The sequence below is a fragment of the Plesiocystis pacifica SIR-1 genome, from assembly GCF_000170895.1.
GTDB lineage: Bacteria > Myxococcota_A > Polyangia > Nannocystales > Nannocystaceae > Plesiocystis > Plesiocystis pacifica.
This window is the reverse complement of sequence record NZ_ABCS01000038.1, coordinates 57,197-83,637: the sequence shown is the minus strand read 5'-3', so window position 1 is coordinate 83,637 and position 26,441 is coordinate 57,197. Positions and strand designations below refer to the sequence as shown.

The window sequence follows — 26,441 nt, the reverse complement described above, 5'->3', positions numbered from 1 at the left end:
GCCCGACCCTCGAGCTGCTCGGCCACGCGATCGGCCAGGCCCGCCCGGGCCCACACGAGGGTGTAGTCGTTGACCACCCAGGCCCGCGAGCCATCGCGCAGGGCCAGGCGCTCGCCGCAGGTCCCGGCCTCGCGGGTCCACGGCGACGCCCCCTCGCTGCGCGCTTGCAGCTCGGCCTCGAGGCAGGTCAGGGTCGAGCGCTCGCCGAGGCCTCGACCCTGGACCACCAGCATCCGCCCCTCGCCCGCGTCGCGGGCCGCGATCATGGCGTAGGTGCGCGCGAGCTCGAGCCCGCAGTCGTCGAGGATCTCGAGGGCCTCGGCGATCTGCAGATCCGCGCGCAGGGCAGGCAAGAGCGCCCGACCCACCGCGGTCTTGGCGAGGGCGTCGACGTCGAGGCCGACGACCGTCGTCGCCGACGCGGGCACGTGCTCGAGGGGGTCCCCCGAGAGCGCGGGGCAGCTCGGCGCCGGCGCGCCAGAGCCCGACAGGGTGAGGGTCAAGAGCAGGCTCGAAGCGAACATCGACGGGGCGCAAACGGCTCAGTGGCGCGCGCCTTTCGATGGTAGGCCATCGGCACCTACATCAGGGCCAATGTCGTGACTGAGAACACAAAATTCTAGCTACACTGGATTTCTGGAGGGAGACTTCCACCCTGATTTTAGTAAGGATGAATTTTTCTGAGGGCTGATCCTGCCCTTCTTTCTAGTCTGACTGTAATTCAAGCTCACGTTCGCGCAGTCATGATCCATTCTCCGTGAACTCTTGCACGTCGTCCCAGGATCGAAGAAGTAGCTCAAATTCGCTCAATAAATAGATTTGAACCGCTGAAGAGCGCTCAAAGCACGTCCCTGGTGGTGCACTGGGCTTGCTCCACCGGAGTAGAAAAATTCCGTTGGTACTGTTGACGAACCGAAATTCAGAAAGTACAGTATCTTCGTAGTCGGGACATGACGCCCCGTCGGGGCAAAACGCCCCACACTGCGACCTCGTCGCGCACCCAGACCACGGAAGGTTCCATCCCATGTTCTTCATCGCCGACATGCTCTTTCGTCGCTCCAACACCCGCGCTCGCCGCATGGAAGAGGACGCCCCCGCCCCCCGCGAGCGCGGCAAGTCCGGCCGCTCGCCCCGCGCCCGCCTCCGCGAGGACGCCTTCAGCCTGCTCGGCTGACCCCACGACTTCCCGCTCGCCTGCACGCTCGCGGCTCACGGAGGAGCCCGGCGTACAGGCCACTCGACGAGGAGCCCACGCTTCCAAGCTGGAAGCGGGGCTCGTTTTTTAGTTTCGGCCGCTCGCCGCCCCCGAGAGCTGGCTGGGCGCCCTTCCCCGACGTCGAGCTCGGCCTGCGCGAGCTGGGCTAAGATCGGAGGATGGGCTCACCGTTCGACGACGTCCGCACTAGACGAAGCGCAGCGCAGCTGGGCTTGCTCACCGCGCTGGGTCTCGGCCTGAGCCTCGGGATGCGCCCGCCGGCCGCCGTCGCCGAGGGGGGATTCGACTGCCCCGAGGAGGGCGAGTGCACCTTCCTCAAGCCCAATGTGCTCATCCTCGTCGAGTACTCGACCTCGATGAACACGATCTGGGACCAGGGCCAGCAGCTCACCCGCTGGGACGTGGTCACGGACACCATCGCGCAGCAGGTCCAGCCCGGCAGCTTCCTGAGCCAAAATACCCACCTCGCGCTGATGCGCTTTGGCCACGATCCCTCGCCCGATCCAGACACGCCGATCCCCGGCGACGGCTCGGGCCTCGTCGACGGCCAGGTCCTCGACGTCGCTTGGGACGACGCCGAGGCGAGCTACTTCCCTTGCAACGGCCAGGCCCTCGTCGACAGCCTCGAGGCCACGCCGGCGCCCCTCGACGGCGCGGCGACGGGCATCGAGGCCTGGACCGCGGGCGCGCTCGAGCGGGCGGCGGCCGAGGTCGTCCAGACCAAGGCCGATCACCCCGCGGACTTCGAGGAGGTCGTCCCGCGGCCCTACACCACCTTGGTGATCACCGACGGGCCGTGGACCAGCCCTGGCGGCGACCTCGTGCTCGGGCCCCCCGAGGCCGATCCGGCGATCCCAGCGGCCCAGCTGTTCGACCAAGAAGACGTGATCACCCACGTGATCTACGTCGACCAGGACACCAGCGGGCTCGCGTCCGCGAACGCCCTGGCCGCGGCTGGAGGCACCGGCCAGGCAGGGCTCGCGCCCACCCCCGAGGACACCGCCGCGGCCCTGACCGACCACACTCTGGCGATCATCGACAGCGTCATCGCGCCCGCGTGCGCGGGCGGTCAGCCCCGCTACATGATCCTCCTCGACGCCTCCTCGACCATGCTCAACGTGCCCGGATCGCTCAACGACCCGATCACCGCGGGCGAGCTCGGCGAGACTCCCTGGGACATGGTCCGGGCGGGCCTCGTGGGGCCCGAGGGTCTGTTCGAGGGTGCGCTCGAGATGGCCGACGTCGTGGAGCTGGGCACCTATGGCCTGGCGGTCTACGGCGACGAGCTGCCCGCCCCTGGAGAGCAGCAGCTCCTGCTCCAGTACAGCCGCTGCCCCCACCCGAACTTCGACTGGGCCCTCAACCCCCACACCTCCTGCGCCGAGCCGGGGTGCGCCGATCCCTGGGCCGGTCCGCCCATCACCTGGACCCCCGTCGACAGCGACGAGGACGAGGGCGTGTTCTTCGCCAACCAGACCCTCAGCCACATGCCGCGCTGCGACCACGAGGGCGGCACGGCCTGCGCGGGCTCGGGCGCCTACCTCCACCTCGGCCTCCAGACCGTCCGCCTCAACCACGACTTCTATTCGAGCGGCGAGGATCCCGAGCTCGACGACCCGGTCGACGAGAGCACGCACTTCACCACCATCTTGATCACCGGCTCGGGCTACGAGGGCTACTCCACCGACGCCCAGGTCCAGGCCGAGTTCGACGCCCTGCTCCTCGCTGGCGTGCAAACCCGGGTCATCGGCGTCGGCCCCTTCGCCCAGTGGGCCTCCGTGACCCCGCAGCTCGAGCAGCTGGCCGACTGGGGCTCGGGCGGGACCCAGAGCCTCCAGCTCGCGCTCACGCAGGCCGAGCTCGAGGCCGCGCTGCTCGCCATCGTGTCCGAGTACGAATACGACCAATGCTGCGCGTGGAGCGACTGCACCCCCTACGACTGGTCCGGCTACGAGGATCCCGAGGCGGACACCGAGACCGATACCGGCGGCACCACCGAGACCGACTCCGACTCCAGCACCGAGACCGACTCCGGCTCCGACTCCGACTCTGACTCCAGCACAGGGGGCAGCGCCGAGACCGAGTCCGAGACGGGCTCCGAGAGCACGGGCAGCCCGGACGAGGGCGCCGACGAGCTCGGGCCCGACGAGGGGCTCGACGACGAGGTCGGCACGGGCGAGGGCGGGCCGCAGCTGATCAACAACGGCGGTTGCTCCTGCTCGACGGCCGAGCCAGACCGCCCGCCTCGAGAGCTCGGGCTCCCCCTCGGCCTCGCCGCCCTGGCCCTGCTCCGGCGGCGGTCCCGGAGCTCGCGGCGCGGCTGATACCCTCGTTCCGATGACGAGCGCGAGCCTGCCCCGACGGGCGCGGATCCCCGGCGCCCACGTGACCGGGCGGCACTGCGCGAGCACGGGGCTCGCCAACCTCGCCAACTTCCACGGCCTGCCGTGGACCGAGGCGCTGTGCTTTGGCCTCGGCGGCGGCCTGGGCCTGTGGTACCTGGCGCTCCCGGGGCTCCGCCCGAGCCGGCTGGTCCACGGCCGCTCCCTCGACTTCGAGCGCCGCTTTTTCGAGGCGATCGGCGCCGAGTTTCGCTGGGTCGAGGGGCTCGCGCCCCAGGCCGCGGAGGACGAGCTCAAGCGCGCCATCGTCGAGGGGCGCCTGCCCCTGCTGCTCACGGACATCTACCACCTGCCCTACCTCGACGACGTGCACTTCCCCGGCCACGTCATCTGCGCCTGGGCCTACGACGACGACGCCGAGACCTTCCTCGTCTCGGACATGCACCGCGCCGAGCTCCAGGCCATCCCCTACGCGGCCATGGCCAAGGCCCGGGTGTGCCGCTCCCCGCCCCTGGTCCACGACGGCAACGTCTACGCCCCGAGCTCGCTGCCGCAGCTCGACGAGGCCCAGCTCGCGCCGCGCGTGGTCGCGGCCATCGTCGAGAACGCGGCGCGCCTGCTCGCCGACGGGCCCAACTTCCGCGGCGCGGCGGCCCTCGACAGCTGGCTCGCCGACCTCGACGCGTGGCCGAAGCTCGAAGACTGGCGCCGCTGCGCCCGCTTTGCCTACGAGGTGATCGAGCGCCGGGGCACGGGCGGCGGGGCCTTCCGCGGCATCTATGCGGAGTTCCTCGACGAGGCCGCGGGCCTGTCCGCCGCGGTCGCGGCCCTCGACCTGGCCCCGGCCATGCGCGCGCTGGCGGCCGCGTGGACACAGCTCGCCCAGGCCCTGCGCGAGCTCAGCGAGGCGAGCGATCCGCGGCCGGGGCTCGAGCGCGTCCGCGACCGCCTTCGGGGGATCCAGGCGGGCGAGCGCGGCTACTACCAGCGCGCCCTGACTCTGCGCTCAGCCGGGTGAGCCCTGGCTGAGCCACCACCACAGCCCGGCGAGCGCCCCCGCCAGGTGGAGCACTGTCGCCAGAGTCAACACGACGCCGAACACGGGCTTGTTGGTCTTGTGCCGCAAGCCGCGGCGCCCGAGCCAGCCTCCGGCGAAGCCTCCGACCAGCGCCAGGGCGTGCAGCCTCCACTCGCGGATGCGCGGGGCGACGCTGCGACCGTTGGCCTGCTTCCCCTGCTTGGCCGCGGCCTTGTCGAGGGCGTAGGCGACGAAGGTGACGAGGCTCCACGTCCCCAACCACCCGAGCCACGACAAGAGGAGCTCCTGGCCGCTCACGAGGCTCGGAGGCTCCGCCCCTGGCGACGAGTCGCCGCAGCTCCAAGGACCAAGAGCAGGCCGAGGCCCGACCAAGCGCGGCCGGGCCTATCCGAGTCGGGCTCCCCCGCCGCGCAGCCGCAGCCGGAGCTGTCCGGGACCCACTGACCCGGGTCGCTCCCCGTGCCCGCCGACTCGTCCCCGCCGACTTCATCGTCGCCGGTCGTCGTGGTCGTCCCGCCGCCCGTCGTGGTCCCGCCGCCCGTGGTCGTCGTGTCTCCGCCCTCGGTCGTGGTCGTCTCGCCGCCTTCGGTCGTGGTCGTCGTCTCGCCGCCCTCGGTCGTCGTGGTCGTCGTCCCCCCCGGATCGGCCTCGCAGGTCGGCCCCGCCGGCGAGATGCTGCCTCCGCCCACGCAACCTTCCCCCCAGGTGCCGACCTCGAGCTCGGGGTTGAGGGCAAAGCCGCCGCAGCCTGGCCCCGGGTCCCAGGTCCCGCCCGTCCAGCACGGGGTCAGATCCCGCCCGCTCATGCTCTCGAGCCAGCTCAGGTGCGGCCACGCGGCCTGGTAGATGATGCCGTAGCCGCAGGGCTCGTCGAAGTTGGGGTTGTCCGGGTGGATCATCTGGCCCACGCCGAGCACCCGCGCCTGCCCGTCCTCGAGGTGCAGGACCACGGGGCCGCCCGAGTCGCCAAAGCACGAGCTGTTGTTGAGCTGCGGATCGCCCAGCATCCAGATCTGGCTCGACGGCATGACCAGCGCCTCGAGGGTCTGCGGGGTCTTGCGCTTGATGCCCGCGCCCTCGGTGTCGTAGGGGAACTCCGGCGGCAGGTTGGGGTCGTAGACCGCCGAGCTCACGCCAAAGCCGACGACCTCGATCTCGGCCCCGGGGACCGCGTCCTCGAGCTCGCAGCCCGCCGCCATCGGGATGATCGGGATGTCGAGCACGGGCTCGGCGAGCACGCAAAAGCCGATGTCGCCCCAGTCGCCGTCCCAGCCCGGGTGGGCCATGCAAAAGTCGACGGGCACGGAGCGCGGGGCGTCGAGAAAGGTCTCGCCAAAGCGGACCTCGGGCGGGGTGCCGGTGGCGTCGAGGCAGTGCGCCGCGGTCAGCACGACGTCGGGGGCGATGAGGGTCAGCGAGCACGCGACGCGCTCCTCCCCCTCGGTGTGGCCGTAGCTACCGACCGCCGCGTAGCCGCACTCGCCGACGTCGGTCCCGTTGACGATGCCCGAGGGCTTGGGCGCGAGCTCGGGCGGGGCTGCCTGGGCCGACCCCGCGAGCAGCGAGAGCCCGCACGAGGCTGAAACCAGAATCGCCGCTCGGGTATTCGTCCATCGAGGCACGCCGCATTGTCGCAGACTTGTGCCGCGGACAAAGTCCGCTCACTCGGGCGGCAGCGGGCGCAGCTCCGCCGTCCCGAAGCGCTCGAGGTAGCTCGGCCAGGTCTTCGCGCAGGTGCTCTGGGCGCGACACCCTCGGCACGGCGCGGGCTCGGCCGCGGTCGCGCTGCCTGCAACCCGTAGCGGCCGCTCCCGCCGACCTGCAGTGTCAGCGAGCAGACACTCGGGGAAGGCTTCGACGGTCAGCTCGAGGCCCGCCCGCGCAGCCAGAGGTGCGACCTGACGGACGTAGGCCGCCGCCTCGGCGACGCGCGGGAGCTCGGCGGGAGCGACGGAGCCGGGCTCCGCCATGGCCAGGCGCAAGCTTCGGACACCGAGGGCCCCGGCGAGCTTGACCACGCCGCCGAGCAGGCGCTGGGTGCTGCGCAGCACCGGGACGTCGAGGGTCACCGCGGGGCCAGCCTTGGCCCGAGCGAGGCTGCGCAGCGCCGCGAGGCTCGGCCGGTAGCTCCCGGGCGCGCCGCTGAGGCGATCGTGGAGGGCCTCGCCCGGGGCCCACACCTGGACCTCCAAGCGATCGAGGCGCGCGCGCTCGATGGCCGCCGTGGCACCGCGCAGAGCGACCACGTCGACGCGCAGGGCGACCTCGGCGTAGCCCATGGTCCGGGCGTGGCGGACCAGCTCGGGGAGGTCGGCGTGGGGTCCCGGCTCGAGGCCGCGGGTATCGACGACGACCCGCGCGTGGCCCCGCTCCCGGCCGCGCGCGAGCTGAGTCAGGACCTTCAGCGGCCGGCTCGGGACGACGCGCAGGCGCCCCGCGTCGGCCTCGCTGGGCAGCATCGCCAGGCCGGCGAAGTCGGGCAGGTTGTCGCGCAGGCAGTCCTGGAAGCTCGGCGGCGCGACCTTGCTGGGGTGCTCGACGATGAACGAGCCGATCGCCAAGGCGTCCGCGCCCAGGCCCAGGAAGCTGTCGAGGGCGTCCTCGGGCGTGCACACGATCGGCTCGCCCCGACGGTTGAAGGAGGTGTTGATCACCATCGGCACCCCGGTGCGGCGCTCGAAGGCGGCGATCATCGCGTGGTAGCGCGGGTGGGTGTGGGCGTGCACGACCTGCGGGCGCGTCGAGCCGTCGACGTGCACGACCGCCGGGACCTCGGCGCGCTTGCCCTCGAGCACGCCCACGGTGAACAGCATGAAGCGCGAGTCGAAGGCCTCCTCGAACCACGCGCCCTCCCGACCCGCGAGGATCGAGGGGCCGAAGGGGCGCCAGGGCTGGCGCTGCTTGATGGCGTTGACCCGATCCTTGATCGCCGGGCGGCGCGGGTCGGCGACGATGCTGCGCGCGCCCAGGGCCCGCGGCCCGAACTCCATGGCGCCCTGGAACCAGCACAGCACCTCGCCCCCCGCGACGCGCTCGGCGACGGCCTCGCTGACGTCCTCGACCTTGGCAAAACGCAGGCCCGAGCCGCGCAGCGCGTCGAGGATGGCCTCGTCGTCGAAGCTCGGGCCGAGCAGGGCGTGCTCGAGGGCGGGCAGCGGCGCGCCGCCGAGGCGGTGCCAGGCTTCGAGGGCCGCGCCCATGGCCGTGCCGCCGTCGTTGGCCCCGGGCTGGGCGAAGATCGACGCGGGCCGAAAGCGCAGGCGCAGGCCGTTGTTCATCCGGCAGTTGAGGCTCACGCCGCCGGCCAGGCTCAGCCCGTCGAGGGGCCCGGCCCCGGCCTCGGACTCGAGCAGGCTCCCGGCGACCGCCTCGAGGGCGTGCTGCAGGCTCGCCGCGAGGTCGTGGTGCTCGGGCCCGTGCGCGTCGTCGGGGTGCTCGCGGCGCAGCTCGGCGAAGGCCTCGTTGATGCCCTGCTCGTGGACCGTGAACGCTGGCTCGGCGCTCAAAAAGGCCGACATGTCCACGCGCGGCTCCCCGAAGGCGGCCAGCGCCATGGTGCTGCCCTGGCCGTGGCCGCCGAAGCCGAGCACCCGCGTGACGCCCTCGTAGACCCCGCCGATCGAGCGATCGTCGAGGGCCAGGACCGTGCGCAGGGCTCGGATCTCGCCGCCCTCGGCCCGGAACACCGCCCCGCACTCGCGGTCGCCCCGGCCGTCGAGGGTCATCACCCAGCCCGAGTCTTGCCCGGACAGGCGAAAGGCCGAGGCGGCGTGGGTGAGGTGGTGGGGCAGGTAGAGCACCCGGCCCACGCGCAGCGCCGGGATGGCTTCCTCGTCGTCGATGAACGAAAAGGCGTGGCGCAGCCGGCCGTGCAGGCCGTTGACGGCGATGCACTCGAGATCGTCGAGGGTGATGCCCTCGGCGTCGAGGAGGGCGCGGATCGGGGCGAAGCAAAAGGTCTGCTCGACGCAGATGGTCGGGTCGACGGCCGCGGTCACGCCCGGGCGCCCCGGCGGATGCCAGCCCGCGTGGCGGCGCCGGTTGAGGCGCTCGAGCTCGATGGCCCCGACCAGCTCGCCGTCGCGCAAGAGCACCGCCGCGTGCTCCTGCATGGTCATCACCGCCAGGCCGAGGACGTAGCGCGGGCCGCCCTCGGAGGGCGCCTTGGGCAGCAGGTAGCTCGGGGGAAAGGGCGCGGGCGTGCTCGGGCCGGCGGCGCCCGAGAGCCGCGCGAGCCAGCCGGGTCGGTGCCCCAGGGTCGAGGCGAGGGTCGCCGTCTCGGGGCCGTAGACCGGGCGCATGGCGTCGGTGGGGCAAGCCTCGACGCAGACCTGACAGCGGATGCAGGCGTCGGGCTCGAGCCCGGCCCGGGGCTGCCCGAGGCCGTCGAGGAAGTCCACGGGGCACAGGCGCTCGCACACGCCGCATCCGTCGCAGCGCTCGGGGTCGACGCGGACCGGCGCGTCCGCCTTGGCCCGGTGCAGGCTCGCCACCGTGGGTCGGCGGGCGACGGACCAGGCGAGGCCGTCGATGAGCACGTCGGGAACGGGGCCCGAGGGCGCCTCGACGTGCGCGGCCTGGGCGAACCACTGGAGGGCCCCTCGATCCTGGCTCGCGGCGAGCAGGGCCGCCTGGCGCACGCCTTCGGGCGAGGGCGGGCGCAGCCACAGGACGAAGTGCAGCTCCCCGCCCGCGTCGCCCTGGGCCCAGCCTCCGCGCGCCGTGTAGCCCGCGAGCGTCGCAGCCACGCCTACGTTGGCGAGGGCGTCGGCCAGCGCGTCCATGAACTGCGGCAGCGGTCCGCCGAGGCCTGACGGGCAGCTGGGGCGCCCGCCCCCTTCGACCCCGGTCGCCGCGCCGAGGCGCTCGCACAGCGCCGCCACGCCCAGGGCCATCTCCCCCGGCGGATCGACGAGCTCGACCACGCTGACCGCCTGGGCCACGCGGGTGCGCGCGTCGACGAAGCGCTCACTCGCCGCGGCACCGACCTCGACGCGCACCGGCACGAGGGGAGACAGGCGCGTGCGCAGCCAGGTCGAGGCCCGCGCGACGGCGTCCGAGCGCGGGTCTTCGTCGGTGCAGCGCAGCGTCACCCCGGCGTCCGTGAAGCGCAGCGCCCCGCCGTCGAGGCCGAGGGCGTCGAGGCCCGCCAGCAGCTCGTCCGGATCCAGGCGCGTCCCGAAGGCGTCCGTGATCACTCGCTGGGCCTTGGCTGGACTCGCTGCGCTCATCGACCTCGACTGTCGCGGGACACGGCCCGCGCTTCAAGCCCGATTCGTCCGCGCCCCAGCTTTGCCGGCCCGGGGCAGCGCCTTGAGCATGGCCACGAGCTCGGCGATCAGCCCCTCGGCCTCGCTCGGAGCCACGGACGGTCCCGAGCGGAAGTCGAGCTCGATGCCCGCGGGCGGCGAGAGCTCGAGGACCAGGTCGATGAAGCGGCCCGGCTTCGGGCCCTGCACGCGCAGGCCGAGCTCCGGGCGGGGACTCGAGGCGGCCGCGGGGCGCGACGCCCAGGTCCAGCCGCGGGGGGCCGTGGCTTCGCGCAGACGCGCCAGGGTCCGCCCCGCGCGGGCGCGCAGGGGCGCCAGGCTCCGCGCCTTCGCCCACGCCGCGCGGGCGCCCTCGGCATCCACCGCGGCGTGGCCCAACGCCCAGTCGAGCAGCGCCAGGAAGCTCGGCTCCGGCACGCTGCGATCGACCACCACGGCGAGGCGCCACGCCGGCTCGCGCGCGACGATCACCGCCCCGTCCGCGGCCCAGGTCGACGCGCCGCTGTGCTCGGGGCTCTCGAAGCGCAGCGTCACCCGCCCCCTACCATCGAGCTGGCAAAAGGTCAGCCCGAGGCTCCGCTCGAGCCGCTCGTCGTGCTCTTGCTCGAAGGCGAAGCCCAGTCCATCGAGACCCTCCGCGCCGTCCTCGAGGGCCGCCAACAGCCCCCCCACACAGCGGCGCATGAGCGTCGAGAAGGGCCGGCGCGCGGGCGGCAGGGCGAGGAGCTCGGCCTCGTCGTAGGCGACGAACTCGGCGTCCCCGTGGAGCTCGAGGTAGGTCGCAAATACCCCCGTGCAGTCCTCCCGCATGACGCAGCCTTCGCAGGCCGGCACGTGCTGGCGCATCGCCGCGTGCCAGGCGTACTTGTCGACCTCGGGCTCGAGGCCGGTGCCGTCCGAGGCCACCGTCACCGTGTCCTCGCCCCCGTGGAACACCGCCGCCGGCCAGCGCCGCAGCACGCAGTAGGGCATGTTGCCCACGCTCACCTCCACGCCCAGCTGCGCCACCTCGAAGCCGTCGAGCATCTGCTCGAGGTAGGGCGCCATGGTCGAGTAGCGCGGCATGATCTCCTCGAAGTAGAGCAGGCTGTCGCGCCCCGTGCTCGCCGGGCGGATGATGTCGATGTGGACCTGGGCGATGCCGTGCTCGCGGATGAGCTCGGGGTAGCCGGGCAACGAGCGGTAGGAGTGCTCGTTGACGCACATGTTCATGGTCACCCGCTGGCCGCGGCGCGCGAGCTCGTCGAGGCCGGTCATGATCCGCCGAAAGCTCTGCTTGCGGCCGGTGACCGCCACGTGCGAGGCCTCGTCGGCGCCCTGGATGGAGATCCGCCACTCGAAATTGCCCAGCGCGACGACCTTGTCGATGAAGCCAGGCTGGGGCAGGAGCACGCCGTTGGTGAAGATGACGATGTCCTCGAAGCCGACGGCGACGGTGTGCTCGAGGGCCGTCAAGAAGCCCTTGTGCAGGGTCGGCTCGCCGCCCAGGAAGATCAGCCGGCGCGCGCCGGCGGCCTTGGCCTCGGCGATGGCCGCGAGGATGTCGTCGAGGGGCACGGGCTTGGCCAGGCCCTCTTGGGTCAGCATGCCGCTCGAGCAAAAGACGCAGCGGTTGTTGCACAGGTGCCCGAGCTGAATCTCGAACACGTGCCCCGTCCCCTGAACCGTGACCGCGCTCGCCTCCCGGCGGTCCCGCTCGGTGATGACCGGGTGGGGGGCAGCGCCGACGACGGGCAGCTTGACGGGGGACTTCGCCATCAGCTCGGCTCGTTCACTCTCGCCGCGTGACGGCTCACTGAGCCGCGGCGGCCTCGACGGGGTCCATGAGCGCGAAGCCGTGGGCGCGGATGTAGCTGATGTGCATCCCGCGGCACGACTCGGTGTACACGCAGGTCTTGCAGCGCAGCGATTTCCGCCAGTAGCGGTCCAGGATGTAGCGCTTGATGTAGCGGAAGATCTCGAGCTTGCCCTCTTGGCCCGCCGCGCTGAGCGTCATCATGCTCGTGTCCAGGATGCCTCGTCGCGCCCGCGCGGGGCGGCCGAGGACGCAGCTGGGCACGTCGTCGACGGGGACGGCGTGGCCAAAGCGCGAGAAGAAAGCCGGCAGGTCGAGGTCTTGCTCGGCCGACTCCGTCAAGCGCTCGTGGGTGGGCTGGCGCAGGGCCAGGCGCGGGCTGACGGACTCGCGCTCGGCGAGCTCGAGCAGCCAGGGCTCGACGGCCTTGCTGAGCATCACGCAGACCTCGAAGTCGGCCTCGAGCGCCAGCATGGCCTGGGCGTCCTCGGCGGTGCGCACGACGACGCGGGTCAGCTCGCGGTCGAACAGGGTCGCCTTGCCGTCCGCGAGGGTCAGGGCGTCGGCGAGGCCGGCGTAGTCCTCGAGCTCGAGCTCGAGCTGGGTGGCCTGGCCGAACAGCTCGAAGCGGCCGGCCCTGGCCTTGTCGAGGTTGGGCGCGACGAGCCACAGCGGCATGGCGCCCACGCCCGCTTGCTTCAGCGCCCGTGTGATCTGCTCGTCGAGGCCGGGGTACTCGGGCTTGTCGTAGATCATGCCCCCAGAGGCGTTCATGCCGAGGGTCTGGAGCACGGGCAGGCGGAGCTTCTTGTGCTCGACCTTGTCGAGGTTCGGGTCCATCTGAGCGAGGGCGCCGGCGTTGGCGGCCTGCATCTTCTCGGTGAGGGCGAACGCAGCGGCCTCGGCGGTGACCTGGCTGCCGGTGGCCTCGGCGGCCTGGAGCATCTCGACCATCTGCCGACGCATCTTGCTGCGCTCGGCCGAGGCCGGGTCGCCGCCGAACACGGGGCCCTGCTTGGCCTCCCACTCGGTGTCGTAGCGGACGACCTCGAAGGCGGACTCCTTGACGAGCGCCCGGACCTCGTCGAGCTCGTCGCAGATCGGCTCCATGTAGCAGTGGCTGCAGCGGTGCGGGGCCCGACAGTCCAGCGGCACGCCCTCGTCGAGGAGCAGCTCGTACTCCTCCTTGCGGCCGCGGACCTCGTCGTTGAGCTTGTAGGGATCCTGGATGAGGTTCTCGAAGCCCTCGAGGTGGGGGACGGGGAAGCGGTTGAGCCAGATGTGCATGTCCGGCCGCTTGCTGTACTCGAAGGCCTTGAGCAAGTAGGGACGCATCTCTTCGAGGTCGTAAAAGAGGGTCTCCTTGCCCTCGGTGTAGGCTCGGCCGAAGGGGATGACGTGGAGCAGGTCGTACTCCCGGACGCCCATGTTGGTGAACTTTTCGATGAGGTCGGGGAGGGTCTTGACGTTGCCCCGGTTGACGCACACGTCGATGTTGATGATGACGCGGCCGTCGTCGAGGGCGTTTTGCAGGCCCTTGATCTCCTGCTCGAAGGCGCCCTTGGTGCCGACGAGGGCGTCGTGGATGCGGGCGTTGACGCCGTGGATCGAGAAGGTGATCTCGCCGAGGCCTTCGTCGATGCAGCGGGTGAGGAAGTCTTTGTAGGCGAACAGGCGGCCGTTGGTGACGGTCTGGATGCGCTTGTAGCCTGCGAGGCGGCCGAGGCGGACGAACTGGGCGTAGTCGGGGTGGATCGTGGGCTCACCGCCGGACAGGATCAGGCGCTCGGCGCCCTTGCGGCGGCCGTCTAGGATCTGGGCTTTGACTTCCTCGCGGGAGCGGTAGGTGCCGTTGTGGGTGTGGGAGTCGAGGCAGAAGATGCAATTGTCGTTGCAGTCGAAGGTGAGGCGGACCCAGTTGCGCTTTTGGTGGGCCGCGTCTTCTTTTGTGACGTTCTTTTGGGCCTGGGAGGTCGCGGTTCCGCCGTCCATCGGCGACATCATACTCGTCTGGGTGGGCGCGGGGGTCGGCGTTGGGGGTGTGGGCTTTCTGAATTGGACTCAGGGGGTTTGGGGTCTCGGAGGTACAGGCGCTGGCCGGGGAGACCCCCCACATCCGCTCAGACAGGTCCTCGCCGGTGGGCGCTGAAGTGCTCAGCGAGCGTGTTGTGCCGGCTGCGGAACTCGCGGCTGTGGGGGGTCTCCCCGTCCGGTCGCGCCAGCCTTCGCAAGGGCGTTCTCCGTCTCGGGCAAGTGGGGGGCGGGATCGTGCTGGGCTTGAACCTCACGTAGAGCGGGGCGGCTGTGAGGGTGCTTCAGATACACGCCGGGAGACTGGGGTTCCGCTCTCAGCGCACCCTGGGGGCTCGGGGCGAGGTGATACCCTGCGAGGCAATGGGCGACCCGCGCGTCTTGGTCCTTCATCCGCCCATGTCTGTGGCGCGGGACTTCATCGACTATCCGTATTTTGCCGATCTCGGCGCCGTACAGCTGGCTGCCGTGTTGGCGGAGCGCTTTGGGGAAGGTCGGGTGGAGCTGGTGGATGCGCTCGCGACTCCTGGGGCGGGGCTGCGCTGGCGCGAGGATGGTCGGGCTGCGCTGGGCTGCACGGTCGAGGGGATGCTCGAGCAGGTTCGGGGGCTCGCGGCGGATCAGGACTTTGCGGCGATCGTCGTGGCCTACACGGTCTTCCATCGGCCGCCGCATCGGGACGATCTCCTGGGGGCGTTGCTCGATGGGTTGCGTGAGCGCTTTCCCGTCGAGAGCACGGCGCTGGTGCTGGCGGACTGCTACCAGTCGGGGCAGCACTACGTGGAGGTCGACGGGGCTGAAGTTCTCGCCAACTACCCCGGCGTGGATGCGCTGGTTCGCTACGAGGCGGAGGTCACGGTTCCGCGTCTGCTCGAGGCGTACTTCGAGGGGATCCGTCCGTCTGGCGTGCATCGGGGGGAGTCGCCGGTGCTCGACGAGCTGCCCTTTCCGGCTTGGTCGCGGGTCGATCTCGAGGCTCACGATGCTCTGTGCGCGAGCGTGGTCGCGGATCTGGGGCGGCCGGTGTGGACCTTTCCGATCGACGGGCGCACGCTGCCGATGGTCTCGAGCCGGGGGTGCCCGTTCACCTGCATCCACTGCTCGAGCAACCCGGAGACGCCGCGGGGCGAGCCGAAGAAGCAGCGGCGATACTCGGAAGCGAAGCTTCGCGCGTACTTGCAGGCGTTGAAGGCCCTCGGGGCGACGCGGCTGGAGTGCCTCGACGAGCTCATCAACGTCAACGAGCGCCACTTTGACGCGTTTTTGGACGAGGTCGTGACGCTCGATCTGCGCTTCGACTGCCCCAACGGGATGCGGGCGGACTACCTGCTGCCGCGGCACCTCGAGGCGATGAAGGGGCGGGTCAACATGCTCAGCGTCAGCGCGGAGTCGGGGGTGCAGCGGGTGGTCACGGAGGTGGTCCGCAAGCAGCTCGATCTGGGGGCGATCCGCGAGGCGGCGCAGCGGGCCCACGCGGCCGAGGTGCCGCTGATGATCCACTACATGATCGGGCTGCCGGGGGAGACGGCGGAGGAGGTCAACGGGACCCTCGCTTTCGCCCTCGATCTCTGGGACGAGTACCAGGCTTGGCCGGCGGTGCAGTACGCGACGCCGCTGCCGGGGACGGAGCTGGCTGCCATCGCCGAAGAACGCACGGGTAAGAAATTGCCGGTGCTCGAGGACTGGGGGCCTTACTTCCAGACGGCTCCGAGCGCGACCTCGTCGGTTCCGCGCGAGACCCTCGAGGCGTTCATGTGGACCTTCCAGCAGCGTCTGGCGGCCTCTCAGGGGCCGAAGAAGCTGATCATGAACGTCACCTACGTGTGCAACAACCACTGCACCTTCTGTGCGGTCGGGACGCGCACGCAGCTGGACGGGCACCCGGTTCGCCAGCGCGAGAAGCTGCTGGAGTACCGCAAGCAGGGCGTGACGATGGTGGACTTCGACGGGGGCGAGCCGACGCTCAACCCGGAGCTGATCCCACTCATTAAGTCGGCGCGCGCGATGGGCTACCGCCGGGTCAACGTGACGACCAACGGCCGGCGCTGCGTGTACGAGAACTACGCGGCGAAGCTGGTCAACTCGGGGCTGACGACGCTGCTGTTCTCGGTCCACGGCCACGACGCGCGGACCCACGCCCAGCAGGTCGGGGTCGCGGAGGCGTTCCAGCAGACGACCGATGGGATCCGCAACTGCCTCAAGTACGCGCCCAAGGGCGTGGAGCTGGGCATGAACATCACGGTCACGAAGGGCAACCACGACAAGGTGGACAAGCTCGCGCAGCTTTGCTGGGACCTGGGGCTGCGGTGGATGAACATCCAGTTCCTGACGCCCTTTGGGCGGGCGACGAGCTGGGTGGCTCCGGACACGCAAAAGGCGGCGGACCACGCGGTGGAGGTGATGGACGCGTGGGCGGGCAAGATCCGCTTCCAGGTCATCAACCTGCCCTTTTGTTTCATGCCCAAGCACCGCCACCTGGTCCAGGGCGACCTGGCCAAGCTCGAGCGGCACATGGTGTTCGTGAACAACGAGACGGTGAACCTCGCGGAGTACCTGGCGGAGCGGCGGGTGCGAAAGCCGGTGTGCGAGACCTGCCCGCACGCTTGTTTTTGCGGGGGCTTTTACGAGCTGGACCAGGTGCCGGAGCCGCCGTGGCTGATCGCGCCGGAGGACCTGGTGCGGCCGTTGAACGATCCGCGGCGCCACGAGTCGGTGCCGGCGGGGTTCACGGATCGGGTCAAGAAGCGGCTGCGCGACGAAGGCGTGGACGTGGTCTAGCCGGTCGGCCGGGAGACGCCGTCGGCGATCTCCCTGGCCGTGTCGGCGTCGATGTCTAGCGCCTGGCGCAGCTCTTCCAGGAAGGCCCGCTCGGCCTCGGCCAGGTCGAGGTCGCCGATCGCCAGGCGCACCGCGGCCTGGTAGGTCGCCAGGCGCTGGTTCTCGCTGAGGTCGGCGACGAGCTTCTCGTCGAAGACCACGGCCTCGCTCAGCCAGGCGCTGGCGCGCGCGCGCTCGTCGTCATCGAGGGCCGTGGCGCCGATGAGGCGCTCGAGGTTGGCGCGCTCGCTCTCGGCGAGGACGCCGTCGGACCAGCTGAGGCCGGCGAGGATCCGGAGCATGGACATGGCCTGGGGGTGGGGCATCGCCGGATTCATCCATGGTTCGTGGCGGGGGTCAACGCGCGCCCTCGCCCTCGCCCGGCTCCCCGGCGCCAGCGTGGCCAAGCTCGACGTAGAGCACGAGCTCGCTGCCCATGTCGTCGACGGCAGGATCGACGCGCCGCGCCGCGACCACGGCCCCACGCTCGGAGCCCCGGCGCACGGCGATGAGCTGCTCGCCCGCGCTGCGCAGGTGGACCTCGAACTGACCTTGGGGACCGGTCTGGGCCTTCTCGGCGGCGATCGAATCGACCCCGCCAGCGTCGGGGTGCACGGTGATCCACAGACCCTCGAGGCCTTGCCCCGGGAGGCCGCCCTGCATGCCGACGACCCGACCGCGCACGGAGACCTCGAGGTTGCTCGCTCGGCGGCCGCACTGCACCCCGCCCGAGCCCGCCGGGGCGTCGCGGCCGACGAAGGGGGTGTCGATGCATCCGCTGCCGCGCGCGTAGTTTGGACTCGGCGGGGTGTAGGCCCGGGCCCGGCCGTCCACCCGCGCGCACGCCAGGCTCGCGGCCAGGACCAGCACGGCGCAGCCGAGCGTCGCACCGGGCGGCTGTGGCGCGGCGTCGGGGGAGGAGCGGCGAAGCAGCATCGACGGGGAGATTCGCCCCAGCCGGGGAGCGGCGCAAGGGAGGCGTCCACGGCGACGCGCCCTCGACGTTACGGCGCCCCCCGGCCCCGAGCCCCCACGGCCGGGCAGGCAGGGCGCAAAACTGGAGCGCAGCGACCGTCCTCGCGCCGGTTGACCACCCCCGGGGCAGTCGTCACACTGCTGGACATGCAGCCCAACCCCTCGCAGGACCCCTACGGCCAGCGCAACCCCTACGGCCACGGACCCAACTACGCCCCGGGGATGCAGGCCGGCGCGAGGCCCTCGCCCGAGCTCGCCAGCGGCGTCGAGCAGTTCATGACTCGGGTCAACGCGTGGATGGCCGCGGGCGTGGGGCTCACGGGCCTGACCGCCTTCCTGGTCGCGCAGAGCCCGACCCTGGTCAACGCCATCTTCGGCACCGGGCTGTTTTGGGTCGCCGTGCTCGCCCCGGTGATCCTCGTGTTCGTCATCGCCTCGCGCGTGCAGAAGATGAGCCCGGCCGCCGCGACCGCGACCTTCCTGGTCTACTCGGCGCTCAACGGCATGTCGCTGGCGTTCATCTTCTTCGTCTACAGCCTCGGCACCATCGCCTCGGTGTTTGCGATCACCGCGGTGACCTACGGATCGCTGGCGCTGTGGGGCTTTGCGACCAAGCGCGACCTCTCGGGCTGGGGCCGCTTTTTGTTCATGGCCCTCGTCGGCCTGATCGTCTCGAGCATCGCCTTCATGTTCATCCCGGGCGTGATGGGCAGCACGATGTACCTGGTCTACAACGTCATCGGCGTGCTCGTGTTCGCGGCCCTGACCGCCTACGACACCCAGAAGATCAAGCAGATCTACCTGGTCAACGGCGGCGGCGGCAACCTGGCCATCCTCGGCGCGCTGACCCTCTACCTCGACTTCATCAACCTGTTCATGTTCCTCCTGCGCCTGTTCGGCGGCGGTCGGGACTGACTTCGACTCGAAGGGCGATTTCGAAGCGGGCGAAACTGGACGCCGGCCCCCGAGTCGGGGTCCGCCTGGCCCGCAGCTCGATGAGAGCGCCCCCTCTGGGGCGCTCTTTGCTTTGCTCGAAGCTCCCCGCAAAAGTCGGGCAGCGTCCCGCGCAGCGCTCTGCTACGCTGCCCACCATGTCCGACCAGGCTCGAGCCCGAGACCTCTCGCGTCCCCAAGACTCCGCCGGCGCCTCGCAGCCCGCGCCCGCGAGCGAGCGCCTCGAGCGAGTCCTCGCGGACATCCGCAGCGACGCCCAGGTCCGCGCCGAGGCCTACGCGCGCGAGACGGTGGTCCCCGAAGGCGGCGAGTGAGCCATGCTCGATCGTCTGCTCGGCCTCGAGACCGAGTACGCGATCCGCTACAGCCCGGCGCACCCCGCCGACCCGCGACGTCCCGACCACGAGAGCGTCTACGACCTGTTCATCGAAGTCCTCGATGAGCGAGTCGCGACCTCTGACGGCGCCAGAAAATACAGCCGGCGCCAGCGCTTCCTCGAGAACGGAGGCGCGATTTATTACGAGTACCTGCCCAAGGCGACCCACGGCGGCCTGATCGAGGCGAGCACGCCCGAGTGCCGGGGCCCGAGCCAGCTGCTGCTCTACCAGCGGGCGCAAGAGCGGCTGCTGACCCAGGCCCTGCCCGAGGTCACCGCCCGCCTGCGCCGCCTGGGCTTCCACGGCGAGCTGGGCCTGCTCAAGAACTGCCGCGACGCCGAGGGGCACATCTACGGCGCGCAGGAGAACTACGAGGCCGAGGTGGCCCAGGGCGCGCAGCTGTGGCTCTACCGCCTGGCCCTCGCGGCCTGGCTGCCCGTGGTGTTCGTGACCGGCGTGCCCACGCTCGCGGTGGTGTTCGCGCTCGTCGGCCTGATCCTCGCCCTCGCGGTCATCGGGCTGGTCCTCGGCGGCCTGCTCAGCTGGATCTTTCCCCGCCTCGAGCCCGCCTTCGATCGCCTCCACGCCATGTTCGCCACGGTCTTCGCCCTGGTCGAGCGCGGCGGCGCGGGCATCGGCATCGTCGGCACCTTCGTCGGCATGGCGGGCTTCGCCCTGATCGTCCGGGCCTTCGCCTTTCGGCGCGTGCGCCGGGACATGCTCGCCTTCCTGATCAGCCGCCCGGTGCTGACCGGCGCGGGCAGCCTCGACGCCGACGGGAGCTTTGGCCTGTCCGAGAAGGGCCCGGCGATGCGCTGCCTGGTGCGGACCACGGTGCTGCCCGGGGACCGCTCGATCTACGACATCGGCAACCTGATGAAGCAGCTCTACTCGATGATGGACCTGCGCCTGAAGCCGATGTGGGCGCTGTTCCGCCGTCGCCAGCGCCTGCAGCTCGGGCTGTCCGACAGCAACGGCTGCCACCACGCCGAGTACCTCAAGCTGGCGACCACGAACCTGGTCCTCGACATGGCCGAGGCCGGGGCCCTGCGCGAGCTCCCGCGGGTGACCCGAGGCGTCGGCGTGTTCGGGGATCGCCGCGCCATCCGGGCCCTCCATGCGATCTGCGCCGACCCCCAGCTCGAGGCCCGGGTGTGGTGCAGCGACGGCCAGGCGCGTACGGGGCTCGAGCTGCAGCGCCTGTACCTCGAGGCCGCGCGCCGCTTCGTCGCCGACTCCGAGGCCCCCTCGCTCGAGGCCCGGGAGCTCATCGACGCGTGGTCCGAGGCCCTCGACACCCTCGAGCGCGAGCCCGCGGCGGCCTTCGGGCGCATTGACTGGGTCACCAAGCGCGGGCTGCTCGACGGCGTGGACGACGACGGCGAGCTCGGCCTGGCGGCGCGCAAGAAGATCGACCTCAAGTACCACGAGCTCGGCGTCGGCTACCTCGCCCGCCTCGAGCGCGAGGCCCTGGCCCCGCGGCTCATCGGCGACGCGGAGATCGAGCACGCCACCCGGGAAGCCCCGGAGGGCAGCCCCGCCCGGCGACGCAGCCAGCTGATCCGCAAGCTCGCCCGCGCCGAGGAAGACGTCGTCGCGCGGATCAGCTGGGACCACGTCGAGATCCAGCGCGGCCTCCTGCGCCGCGAGGTCATCCGCCTCGACGACTACCGCTAGGCCGGGACGCCCCAAGCCCCCGTGTCACTCGGGCGTCGGGGACCCGTGCACGAGCCCACGGCCCCCGAGCGCGGCTTCGACCTGAAAACTTGGTCTGGTGTGGCGACTGGCGCTAGGGTGGCGCCCGTGGTCCGTCGACTGATCGCCCCCGCCCCCAGCCGACACGCCCGCGCCCGCGCGGCCCTGGCCTGTGCTGGTCTCCTCGGCCTGCTCGGCGCAGCGCTGAGCCTGACTCAGCCCGCTGCGCCGCCCCAGAGCGCCTCTCCTGCCAAGAGCGCGAGCCTCGTCGACTCGATCGCCAGTCAGGCCCAGGGCGCCCTCCCCTCGCTCAGCGGGGTCGCCCACGCCGCGCCGCCCCCCGCGGACGAGGGCTCGGCGGCCGCCGGCAGCCTCCGCGCGGACCTCGACGCCCTCGTCGACGGCGCCCGCGACCTGAGCGGCGCGCAGATCGGCGTGTCCGTCGTCGACCTCGCCAGCGGCGAAGTGCTCTACGCCCGCGAAGCCGACCGCGCCCTCAACCCCGCGAGCAACGCCAAGCTCGTCACCACCGCCGCGGCCCTGTCGATCCTCGGCCCCGAGCACCGCTACTCCACCCGGGTGTGGACCGCCGGCACCATCGACGCCGACGGCGTGCTCCAGGGCGACCTCTACCTCCAAGGCGGCGGCGATCCTTCCCTGGTCACCGGCGAAGTCTACGAGCTCGCCGGTCAGCTCGTCGCCGCCGGCCTGACCCGGGTCAAGGGCAAGATCATCGTCGACGCCACCCGCTTCGACGGCGACGGCTGGCCTCCCGGCTTCGAGCAAAAGAGCGAGTTCGCCTCGCACCGCGCCCCCGGCGGGGCGATGTCCGTCAACTACAACACCTTCGAGGTCCACGCCCGACCCGGCGCCGTCGGGGCCTCGCCCACGCTGCGCCTGCTCCCCGAGGTCGACGACCTCGCGCTCGAGTCCAAGGCCACGACCGTCGCCGGCAAGCGCAACAAGCTGTGGGTCAGCACCCGCGAAGAGGGCGGCAAGACCGTCGTGACCTTCCACGGTGAGATCGGCACGGAGGCTCCGGCCGCGAGCTACCGCTACCCCGTCGCCGACCCCTCGCGCTACGCGGGCGAGCTCCTGGCCTTGAGCCTGCGCCAGCGCGGCGTGAAGCTGGGCAACAAGGCCCGCGCCCAGTCTGGCGAGGTGCCCAAGGACGCTCGGCTCCTCGCCACCCACCGGTCCGAGACGCTCTCCCAGCTGTGCCGCTCGGTCAACAAGTGGTCCAACAACTTCATGGCCGAGCAGATCCTCCGCACCCTCGAGCCCGGCGACGGGGCTACCGCGGAGCAGGCCCTCGAGCGCATGCGCGAGTACACCAAGAGCATCGGCGTCGAGCAGAGCGGCCTCGTGCTCGGCAACGGCTCGGGCCTCTACGACAACAACGCCATCTCGCCCGCCGCCATGACCCAGCTGCTCGCGGCGGTCTACGCCGACTTCCGCATCCGCAGCGACTACCTCGCCTCGCTCGCGGTCATGGGCAAAGACGGGACCACGCGCTCGCGCCTGCACGACAGCCAGGCCGGCGGATGGGTCCGCGTGAAGACCGGCACCCTCGACGACGTCTCGGCGCTCTCGGGCTACGCGGGCGCGCAGGGCAAGGACCCGATCGCCTTTTCCATCCTCATGAACGGGCTCGAGCGAAAGCAGCGCAGGCAAGCCCGCGCCCTCCAAGATGCCCTCGCCGAGCGGATCGCTGCAGAACGCGCAAAGTAAGGCGCGCCACTCCTGCACGACTCGGTGATCCCTCGCGCTAGCTCCGCCTCGTCCTGGAGCATCGCCCATGTCTTCGCTCGAACGCAGAGTTCGCGCGCGTTGAGGGCTCCAGGAAGGGGGAACCCATTGTCATTCACCCGAGATCGATCGCATCATGATCACCATGAGCTCGAAGCGCGATTCGGTGGTCAAGGCTTTCCGTGGCTGGGTCGTCCCCATGGTCAAGTCCATGCCGCACCGCGTCATGTCCCGCCTGCGCGAGCAGGACAAGCAGGACGAGGACGACCGCATCCGCAAGCTCCGGCGCCTCTCGGACACCGACCAAAACGGCCGCCGCCTGCTCGCGCGGCGCTCCGTCGGCTTCCGGACGATGACCGACGTCGACAACTAGGCCGACCACTCTCCGAGCCCAGCTCGACCCCAGCACCCGGAGCTGCTCTTCATAGAAGCGCTCCGGGTGTTCTCGATCGCGCTAGCCAGGCTCGTCAAAGGCGCCCGAGCGCAGGCGCAAAAAATAGTCCCGCGACCAGCCCACGACCTTCGGCGAGAGCCACACCAAGGCGATCACGTTGGGCACGACCAGCAGCCCGACGAAGAGGTCGGAGAAGCTGATGACCACGTCGAGCTTGCGGACCGCGCCGACGAAGGCCAGGGCGACGAACACGATCCGGTAGACCAGAGCCGCCCGCGGCCCCAGGACCCACACGCTCGCGACCTCGCCGTAGTAGGACCAGGTGATCATCGTCGAGAGCGCGAAGCCGAAGCCGGCGAGGGTGATGAAGATCGAGCCGAAGCCGGGCAAGAACTGGTCGAAGGCGTCGGCGGACAGCGAGATGCCGCTGAGCCCCTCGGGCGCGCCGGCGCCGTAGTTGCCGGCCAAGATGATCACGAAGGCCGTCGCCCCCGACACGACCACGGTGTCGATGAAGGGGCCGAGGGAGGCGACCACGCCCTCGCGCACGGGCTCGTCGGTCTTGACCGCGGCGTGGGCGATGGACGCCGAGCCCAGCCCGGCCTCGTTGGAGAAGATCGCCCGCCGCACGCCCCACAAGATCACTGAGCCGAGGGCCCCGCCCGCGGCCGCCTTGCCGCTGAGCCCGTCGCGCACGATGAGCCCCAGGACCGCGGGGAGCTGCTCGAACTCGAGGACGCAGATGACCAGGGCCCCGCCGACGTAGATCAGACACATCGCCGGGACGATGCGCGCCGCCCACCGCCCGATGCTCTCGATCCCGCCGAGGATCACCGCGCCCGTCAGCACGGTCAGCGCCGCCCCGGTCGCCCAGCTGGGCACGAGGAAGTGGGTCTTCAGGGCGTCGGCGGCCTGGTTGCTCTGGAACATGCAGGTGAAGCCGAAGCCCGCGAGCGCGATGGTCAGGGCGTAGAACAGCGCGACCGGTCGCCAGCGCGGTCCGAGGCCCGCGAGGATGTAATACATCGGCCCGCCCCGAGCCTCTCCGGTGATCGCGTCGATCTCGCGGTAGTGGGTCCCGAGGGTGCACTCGACGAACTTCGTCGCCATCCCCAGCAGCCCCGTGATCCACATCCACAGCACCGCCCCGGGGCCGCCGACGGAGATCGCAATGGCCACGCCGGCGATGTTGCCGATGCCGATGGTCCCCGAGAGCGCGGCCGCCAGGGCCTGCAGGTGGGAGATGTTCCCGGCCTCGTCCTCGCGGTCGTAGCGGCCGCTGATCAGCGCGAGCGCGTGGGGGAAGCAGCGCAGCTGCACGAAGCCCAGGCGGAGGGTGAAGTAGAGCGCCGAGAGCAGGCACAGGCCCACCACCGGGTAGGACCACACCAGGTCTGCCGCGCGCGCGAGCCACTCCGCCATGGCCCGACCCTACCAGGCGCCTAATAGCGGTGGCGGCTGAGCTGGACCAGGGTCTCCTTGAGAGACTCCCGCGTGTGCCGCTCGCGACGCTTGCCGTCGTCGGGGTCGTGGACGCCCGTGAGCACGTCGAGGGCCCGCTGGGCCTTGTCGCGCTCGTCCTGGCTCAGGTCCAGGTCGACCTGGCGATCGTTGGTGAGCCGCTCGAGCATGTACTGGATCCCGCGGCGCACGGTCTCCTTTTGCTGCCGGTAGTAGTCCTCGCGCATGCGCCCGAAGTAGTCGGCGAAGATCTCCTCGTAGATGGGCCCCTCGTTGGGGTGCGAGAGGGCCCACGCGCCGATGCGCGCGAGGATGTCCTCGCGAAAGCCCGGGCCCGCGTTGGGGTCCATGGACTTCTCGAGCTCGCGCATGAACTTCTCGTCCGGGTCGGTGAGCTGCCCGGTGACCTCGTCGAAGATGCGCTCGCCCTTGACGTGGTGGCTGGCGTGGATGACGTACTTGCGGAACAGCTCGAGGTAGCGCTCCTCGTCGACGAGGCCGAGGGCCTCGCGGACCTCCCAGTCGGACAGGTCGAGCCAGCGCGAGAAGGCCCGCTCGGTGATCGAGCCCTCGCCGGTCAGCAGGTGGAAGCCGCCCTTGGCCTCGAGGTGCATCCAGCGGTGGTTGACCTGGTCGGCCAGGAAGTCGCGGAGCTCGTCGAAGACCCGCGGCACGGTCACGCTGTGCGACTCCGGGGGCAGGTTCGAGGCCGCGGCCAGCAGCACGTTCTTGAGGTCGCGGACGCTGGCGCCGAAGCTGCCCTCGTAGTCGCCCAGCGGCGTGTCCGAGCCCTCGACCCGGACCACGGCGTGGGCGAAGCGCTCGGCGTACATCTCGGGCACGGCCGCGAGCAGCTCCTTGGCCTCGTCGCTGCTCAGGCCCTCGGGCACCCGGCCGTAGGCGTAGAGGTCGGCCTTGGCCAGGGGCGTGAGCTTGTCGAGGGCGGCGCTGATCTTCTTGGGGTACTTCTCGCTGTCCGGCGGGCGCAGGCGGGTCATCACCCCCCACAGCGCGAGGATGCGCGGCACGTGGGGCGCGATGTGGACCCCGCGCAACAGGTCGCCGACCTGCTCTTGATAGATCTTGCGCTCGACCCGGTAGTCGCGGAGGTAGGGCACCGAGATCAGGTTGAGGCGGGCGCGGAAGCTCTGATATTCGGCCGAGCGCAGCGCCCGGAACTCGAGCAGCTTGATGTCGTTGGCCGAGCCCGTGAACACGACGTCGAGGCCGAGCAAGAGGTGGTCGAGGACCACGCGCCCGCTCTCCGTCGCGGTCAGCAGGTACTTGTAGTGCTCGTAGGGGCGCTTGAGCAGGTCCGAGAAATTCAGCACCCCGCGCTGGGCGTCGACCAGGTCGCCCTGGGTGCCGTGCAGCACCTGGCCGGACACCGAGGGCGGCAAGCTGGCGAAGGCCCGGTCGCCGGTCACCGGGAAGGAGCGCGCGTCCACGGTCTGCTTGGGCTCGACGTCGACGAGGCCGCGCCGGTAGGTCCGGCTCAGGTACAGGCGCTCGACCTGGATGTGCTGGTAGACCTTGCCCAGGTCGCCCTGGTAGCCGTTGAGCAGGGCGTCGAAGATCTTGCGGTTGCGCGCCGAGAGGTCCCCGTTGCGGATCTGGTGGGCGACGACGAAGCCGTCCTCGCTCTGCCCGTCGACCTCGGCGCCGAACAGCTCCTCGAGCAGGCGCAGCCGCGGCTCGTGGGGGATCAGATAGATCGGGTGGTCCTTGTTCTCGTCGGTGAGCCGGGACTCGATGCTCCCGGTGTCGAGGCGCGCGTAGCTCTCGTCGCCGAGCAGCTCCCTCGAGCCCGGCGCCCCAAAGCCGATGCCAGCCGACAGCTGCTGGCCGCTGGGGAACACCCAGGCGAAGCGATACAGCGCCCCCTCGTCGGTGTGCGAGTAGGCCTCGAGGCCCGCCTGGAGGCAATCCAAGAGCGTGCTCTTGGCGCTGCCGTTGGGCCCGTGGAGCAGGATCAGCGAGTCGGTCCGGCCCAGGCGGCAGTAGCCGTCGAGGACCTCGAAGAGCTCGTTTTGCGCCCGCTCCTGGCCGACCAGGCGGGGGCTGTCGTCGAAGCTGCGATCGAAGAGGCGAAAGCGCGTGGTCAGCCCCCGGGGCGTGCGCACCTCGTCGCGGCCGAAGGACTCGAGGGCGTCGCGGACGTACTGGGCGCTGTTGCGGGCGTGGATCCGCGGCCTGTCCACCAACAGCTCGAACCACTCCTCGAAGCTCAGCAAGCGGCGCGTGACCGAGAAGTCTTCGGCCACCGTCGAGGCGAGCTGGGCGAGGCGCTGTTGGGCTCCGAGGGGGCGACGCGGGTCGGTCATGG

The 26,441-nt window shown here is 71.0% G+C and carries 19 protein-coding genes; 9 read left to right on the top strand and 10 right to left on the bottom strand.

The genetic code is table 11. The features are described 5' to 3' along the window. Positions 1-524: hypothetical protein (locus PPSIR1_RS20035; protein WP_006972954.1), on the bottom strand; the 524-nt coding region annotated here is incomplete at its 3' end. 500 nt (positions 525-1,024) lie between these two features. Between PPSIR1_RS20035 and PPSIR1_RS48075 the strand changes: the two genes are divergently transcribed. The 3 genes from PPSIR1_RS48075 (at position 1,025) to PPSIR1_RS20025 (ending at position 4,576) form a co-directional block, all read left to right on the top strand. Further along, positions 1,025-1,174, top strand: a complete 150-nt coding sequence (locus PPSIR1_RS48075) for a hypothetical protein (RefSeq protein WP_006972953.1) — start codon at positions 1,025-1,027, stop codon at positions 1,172-1,174. Between the two features lie 200 nt (positions 1,175-1,374). Continuing rightward, positions 1,375-3,540 carry an MYXO-CTERM sorting domain-containing protein gene (locus PPSIR1_RS20030; protein ID WP_157595745.1) on the top strand — a complete coding sequence of 722 codons (2,166 nt, stop codon included), beginning with the start codon at positions 1,375-1,377 and terminating at the stop codon, positions 3,538-3,540. Between the two features lie 13 nt (positions 3,541-3,553). Continuing rightward, positions 3,554-4,576 (top strand): BtrH N-terminal domain-containing protein, encoded by a 1,023-nt coding sequence (locus PPSIR1_RS20025; RefSeq protein WP_006972951.1) that lies wholly within the window; start codon positions 3,554-3,556, stop codon positions 4,574-4,576. On the opposite strand, the gene PPSIR1_RS20020 is transcribed toward PPSIR1_RS20025, so the two are convergent. The 5 genes from PPSIR1_RS20020 to PPSIR1_RS20000 are packed head-to-tail and all read right to left on the bottom strand — an operon-like array spanning position 4,565 to position 13,654. Beyond that, on the bottom strand, positions 4,565-4,894 hold the full coding sequence (locus tag PPSIR1_RS20020; protein WP_006972950.1) for a DUF1294 domain-containing protein: 330 nt from the start codon (positions 4,892-4,894) through the stop codon (positions 4,565-4,567). The genes PPSIR1_RS20025 and PPSIR1_RS20020 overlap by 12 nt on opposite strands. Then, a complete protein-coding gene (locus PPSIR1_RS49430; RefSeq protein ID WP_006972949.1) occupies positions 4,891-6,219 on the bottom strand; it encodes a trypsin-like serine protease in 1,329 nt (442 codons plus the stop codon). Before PPSIR1_RS49430 ends, PPSIR1_RS20020 begins: the two co-directional genes overlap by 4 nt. 39 nt (positions 6,220-6,258) lie before the next feature. Then, complete coding sequence (locus tag PPSIR1_RS43265) at positions 6,259-9,828, bottom strand: carbamoyltransferase C-terminal domain-containing protein (protein ID WP_157595744.1); 3,570 nt, start codon at positions 9,826-9,828, stop codon at positions 6,259-6,261. Positions 9,829-9,861: 33 nt separating this feature from the next. Beyond that, positions 9,862-11,625: a radical SAM protein gene (locus PPSIR1_RS20005; protein WP_006972947.1), complete on the bottom strand. Its 1,764-nt coding sequence runs from the start codon at positions 11,623-11,625 to the stop codon at positions 9,862-9,864. A gap of 34 nt (positions 11,626-11,659) precedes the next feature. Then, complete coding sequence (locus tag PPSIR1_RS20000; RefSeq protein ID WP_006972946.1) at positions 11,660-13,654, bottom strand: radical SAM protein; 1,995 nt, start codon at positions 13,652-13,654, stop codon at positions 11,660-11,662. Between the two features lie 312 nt (positions 13,655-13,966). Here PPSIR1_RS20000 and PPSIR1_RS19995 point away from each other — a divergent pair, with 312 nt between their 5' ends. Next, positions 13,967-16,471 carry a radical SAM protein gene (locus PPSIR1_RS19995; RefSeq protein ID WP_232296512.1) on the top strand — a complete coding sequence of 835 codons (2,505 nt, stop codon included), beginning with the start codon at positions 13,967-13,969 and terminating at the stop codon, positions 16,469-16,471. Here the strand turns inward: PPSIR1_RS19995 and PPSIR1_RS19990 are convergent. Together PPSIR1_RS19990 and PPSIR1_RS19985 are read right to left on the bottom strand one after the other, a co-directional pair. Beyond that, a complete protein-coding gene (locus PPSIR1_RS19990) occupies positions 16,468-16,836 on the bottom strand; it encodes a DUF533 domain-containing protein (RefSeq protein WP_006972944.1) in 369 nt (122 codons plus the stop codon). The genes PPSIR1_RS19995 and PPSIR1_RS19990 overlap by 4 nt on opposite strands. Before the next feature lie 31 nt (positions 16,837-16,867). Then, on the bottom strand, positions 16,868-17,446 hold the full coding sequence (locus PPSIR1_RS19985) for a hypothetical protein (RefSeq protein WP_045116370.1): 579 nt from the start codon (positions 17,444-17,446) through the stop codon (positions 16,868-16,870). Between the two features lie 186 nt (positions 17,447-17,632). Here PPSIR1_RS19985 and PPSIR1_RS19980 point away from each other — a divergent pair, with 186 nt between their 5' ends. The 5 genes from PPSIR1_RS19980 (at position 17,633) to PPSIR1_RS19965 (ending at position 22,633) form a co-directional block, all read left to right on the top strand. Further along, complete coding sequence (locus tag PPSIR1_RS19980) at positions 17,633-18,400, top strand: Bax inhibitor-1/YccA family protein (RefSeq protein WP_006972942.1); 768 nt, start codon at positions 17,633-17,635, stop codon at positions 18,398-18,400. 176 nt (positions 18,401-18,576) lie between these two features. Continuing rightward, positions 18,577-18,753, top strand: a complete 177-nt coding sequence (locus tag PPSIR1_RS48065) for a hypothetical protein (protein WP_006972941.1) — start codon at positions 18,577-18,579, stop codon at positions 18,751-18,753. A 3-nt stretch (positions 18,754-18,756) separates the two neighbouring features. Beyond that, positions 18,757-20,493: a proteasome accessory factor PafA2 family protein gene (locus PPSIR1_RS19975; protein ID WP_006972940.1), complete on the top strand. Its 1,737-nt coding sequence runs from the start codon at positions 18,757-18,759 to the stop codon at positions 20,491-20,493. A gap of 126 nt (positions 20,494-20,619) precedes the next feature. Continuing rightward, entirely contained in the window at positions 20,620-22,242 is a 1,623-nt protein-coding gene (gene dacB, locus PPSIR1_RS19970) for a D-alanyl-D-alanine carboxypeptidase/D-alanyl-D-alanine endopeptidase (RefSeq protein WP_045116369.1), read from the top strand. 163 nt (positions 22,243-22,405) lie between these two features. Continuing rightward, entirely contained in the window at positions 22,406-22,633 is a 228-nt protein-coding gene (locus PPSIR1_RS19965; RefSeq protein WP_157595743.1) for a hypothetical protein, read from the top strand. An 81-nt stretch (positions 22,634-22,714) separates the two neighbouring features. Here PPSIR1_RS19965 and PPSIR1_RS19960 read toward each other — a convergent pair whose 3' ends face one another. Continuing rightward, the gene (locus tag PPSIR1_RS19960) at positions 22,715-24,076 is read right to left on the bottom strand and encodes an alanine/glycine:cation symporter family protein (protein ID WP_006972937.1); all 1,362 of its coding nucleotides are present in this window, start codon (positions 24,074-24,076) and stop codon (positions 22,715-22,717) included. 20 nt (positions 24,077-24,096) lie between these two features. Beyond that, entirely contained in the window at positions 24,097-26,439 is a 2,343-nt protein-coding gene (locus tag PPSIR1_RS19955) for a serine protein kinase PrkA (protein ID WP_006972936.1), read from the bottom strand. Positions 26,440-26,441: the final 2 nt, after the last annotated feature.

Coding starts and splice junctions, on each gene's coding strand:
- PPSIR1_RS48075 (WP_006972953.1), top strand. CDS start 1,025: ATGTTCTTCATCGCCGACATGCTCTTTCGTCGCTCCAACACCCGCGCT.
- PPSIR1_RS20030 (WP_157595745.1), top strand. CDS start 1,375: ATGGGCTCACCGTTCGACGACGTCCGCACTAGACGAAGCGCAGCGCAG.
- PPSIR1_RS20025 (WP_006972951.1), top strand. CDS start 3,554: ATGACGAGCGCGAGCCTGCCCCGACGGGCGCGGATCCCCGGCGCCCAC.
- PPSIR1_RS43265 (WP_157595744.1), bottom strand. CDS start 9,828: ATGAGCGCAGCGAGTCCAGCCAAGGCCCAGCGAGTGATCACGGACGCC.
- PPSIR1_RS20005 (WP_006972947.1), bottom strand. CDS start 11,625: ATGGCGAAGTCCCCCGTCAAGCTGCCCGTCGTCGGCGCTGCCCCCCAC.
- PPSIR1_RS20000 (WP_006972946.1), bottom strand. CDS start 13,654: ATGGACGGCGGAACCGCGACCTCCCAGGCCCAAAAGAACGTCACAAAA.
- PPSIR1_RS19990 (WP_006972944.1), bottom strand. CDS start 16,836: ATGCCCCACCCCCAGGCCATGTCCATGCTCCGGATCCTCGCCGGCCTC.
- PPSIR1_RS19985 (WP_045116370.1), bottom strand. CDS start 17,446: ATGCTGCTTCGCCGCTCCTCCCCCGACGCCGCGCCACAGCCGCCCGGT.
- PPSIR1_RS19980 (WP_006972942.1), top strand. CDS start 17,633: ATGCAGCCCAACCCCTCGCAGGACCCCTACGGCCAGCGCAACCCCTAC.
- PPSIR1_RS48065 (WP_006972941.1), top strand. CDS start 18,577: ATGTCCGACCAGGCTCGAGCCCGAGACCTCTCGCGTCCCCAAGACTCC.
- PPSIR1_RS19975 (WP_006972940.1), top strand. CDS start 18,757: ATGCTCGATCGTCTGCTCGGCCTCGAGACCGAGTACGCGATCCGCTAC.
- PPSIR1_RS19965 (WP_157595743.1), top strand. CDS start 22,406: ATGAGCTCGAAGCGCGATTCGGTGGTCAAGGCTTTCCGTGGCTGGGTC.
- PPSIR1_RS19960 (WP_006972937.1), bottom strand. CDS start 24,076: ATGGCGGAGTGGCTCGCGCGCGCGGCAGACCTGGTGTGGTCCTACCCG.
- PPSIR1_RS19955 (WP_006972936.1), bottom strand. CDS start 26,439: ATGACCGACCCGCGTCGCCCCCTCGGAGCCCAACAGCGCCTCGCCCAG.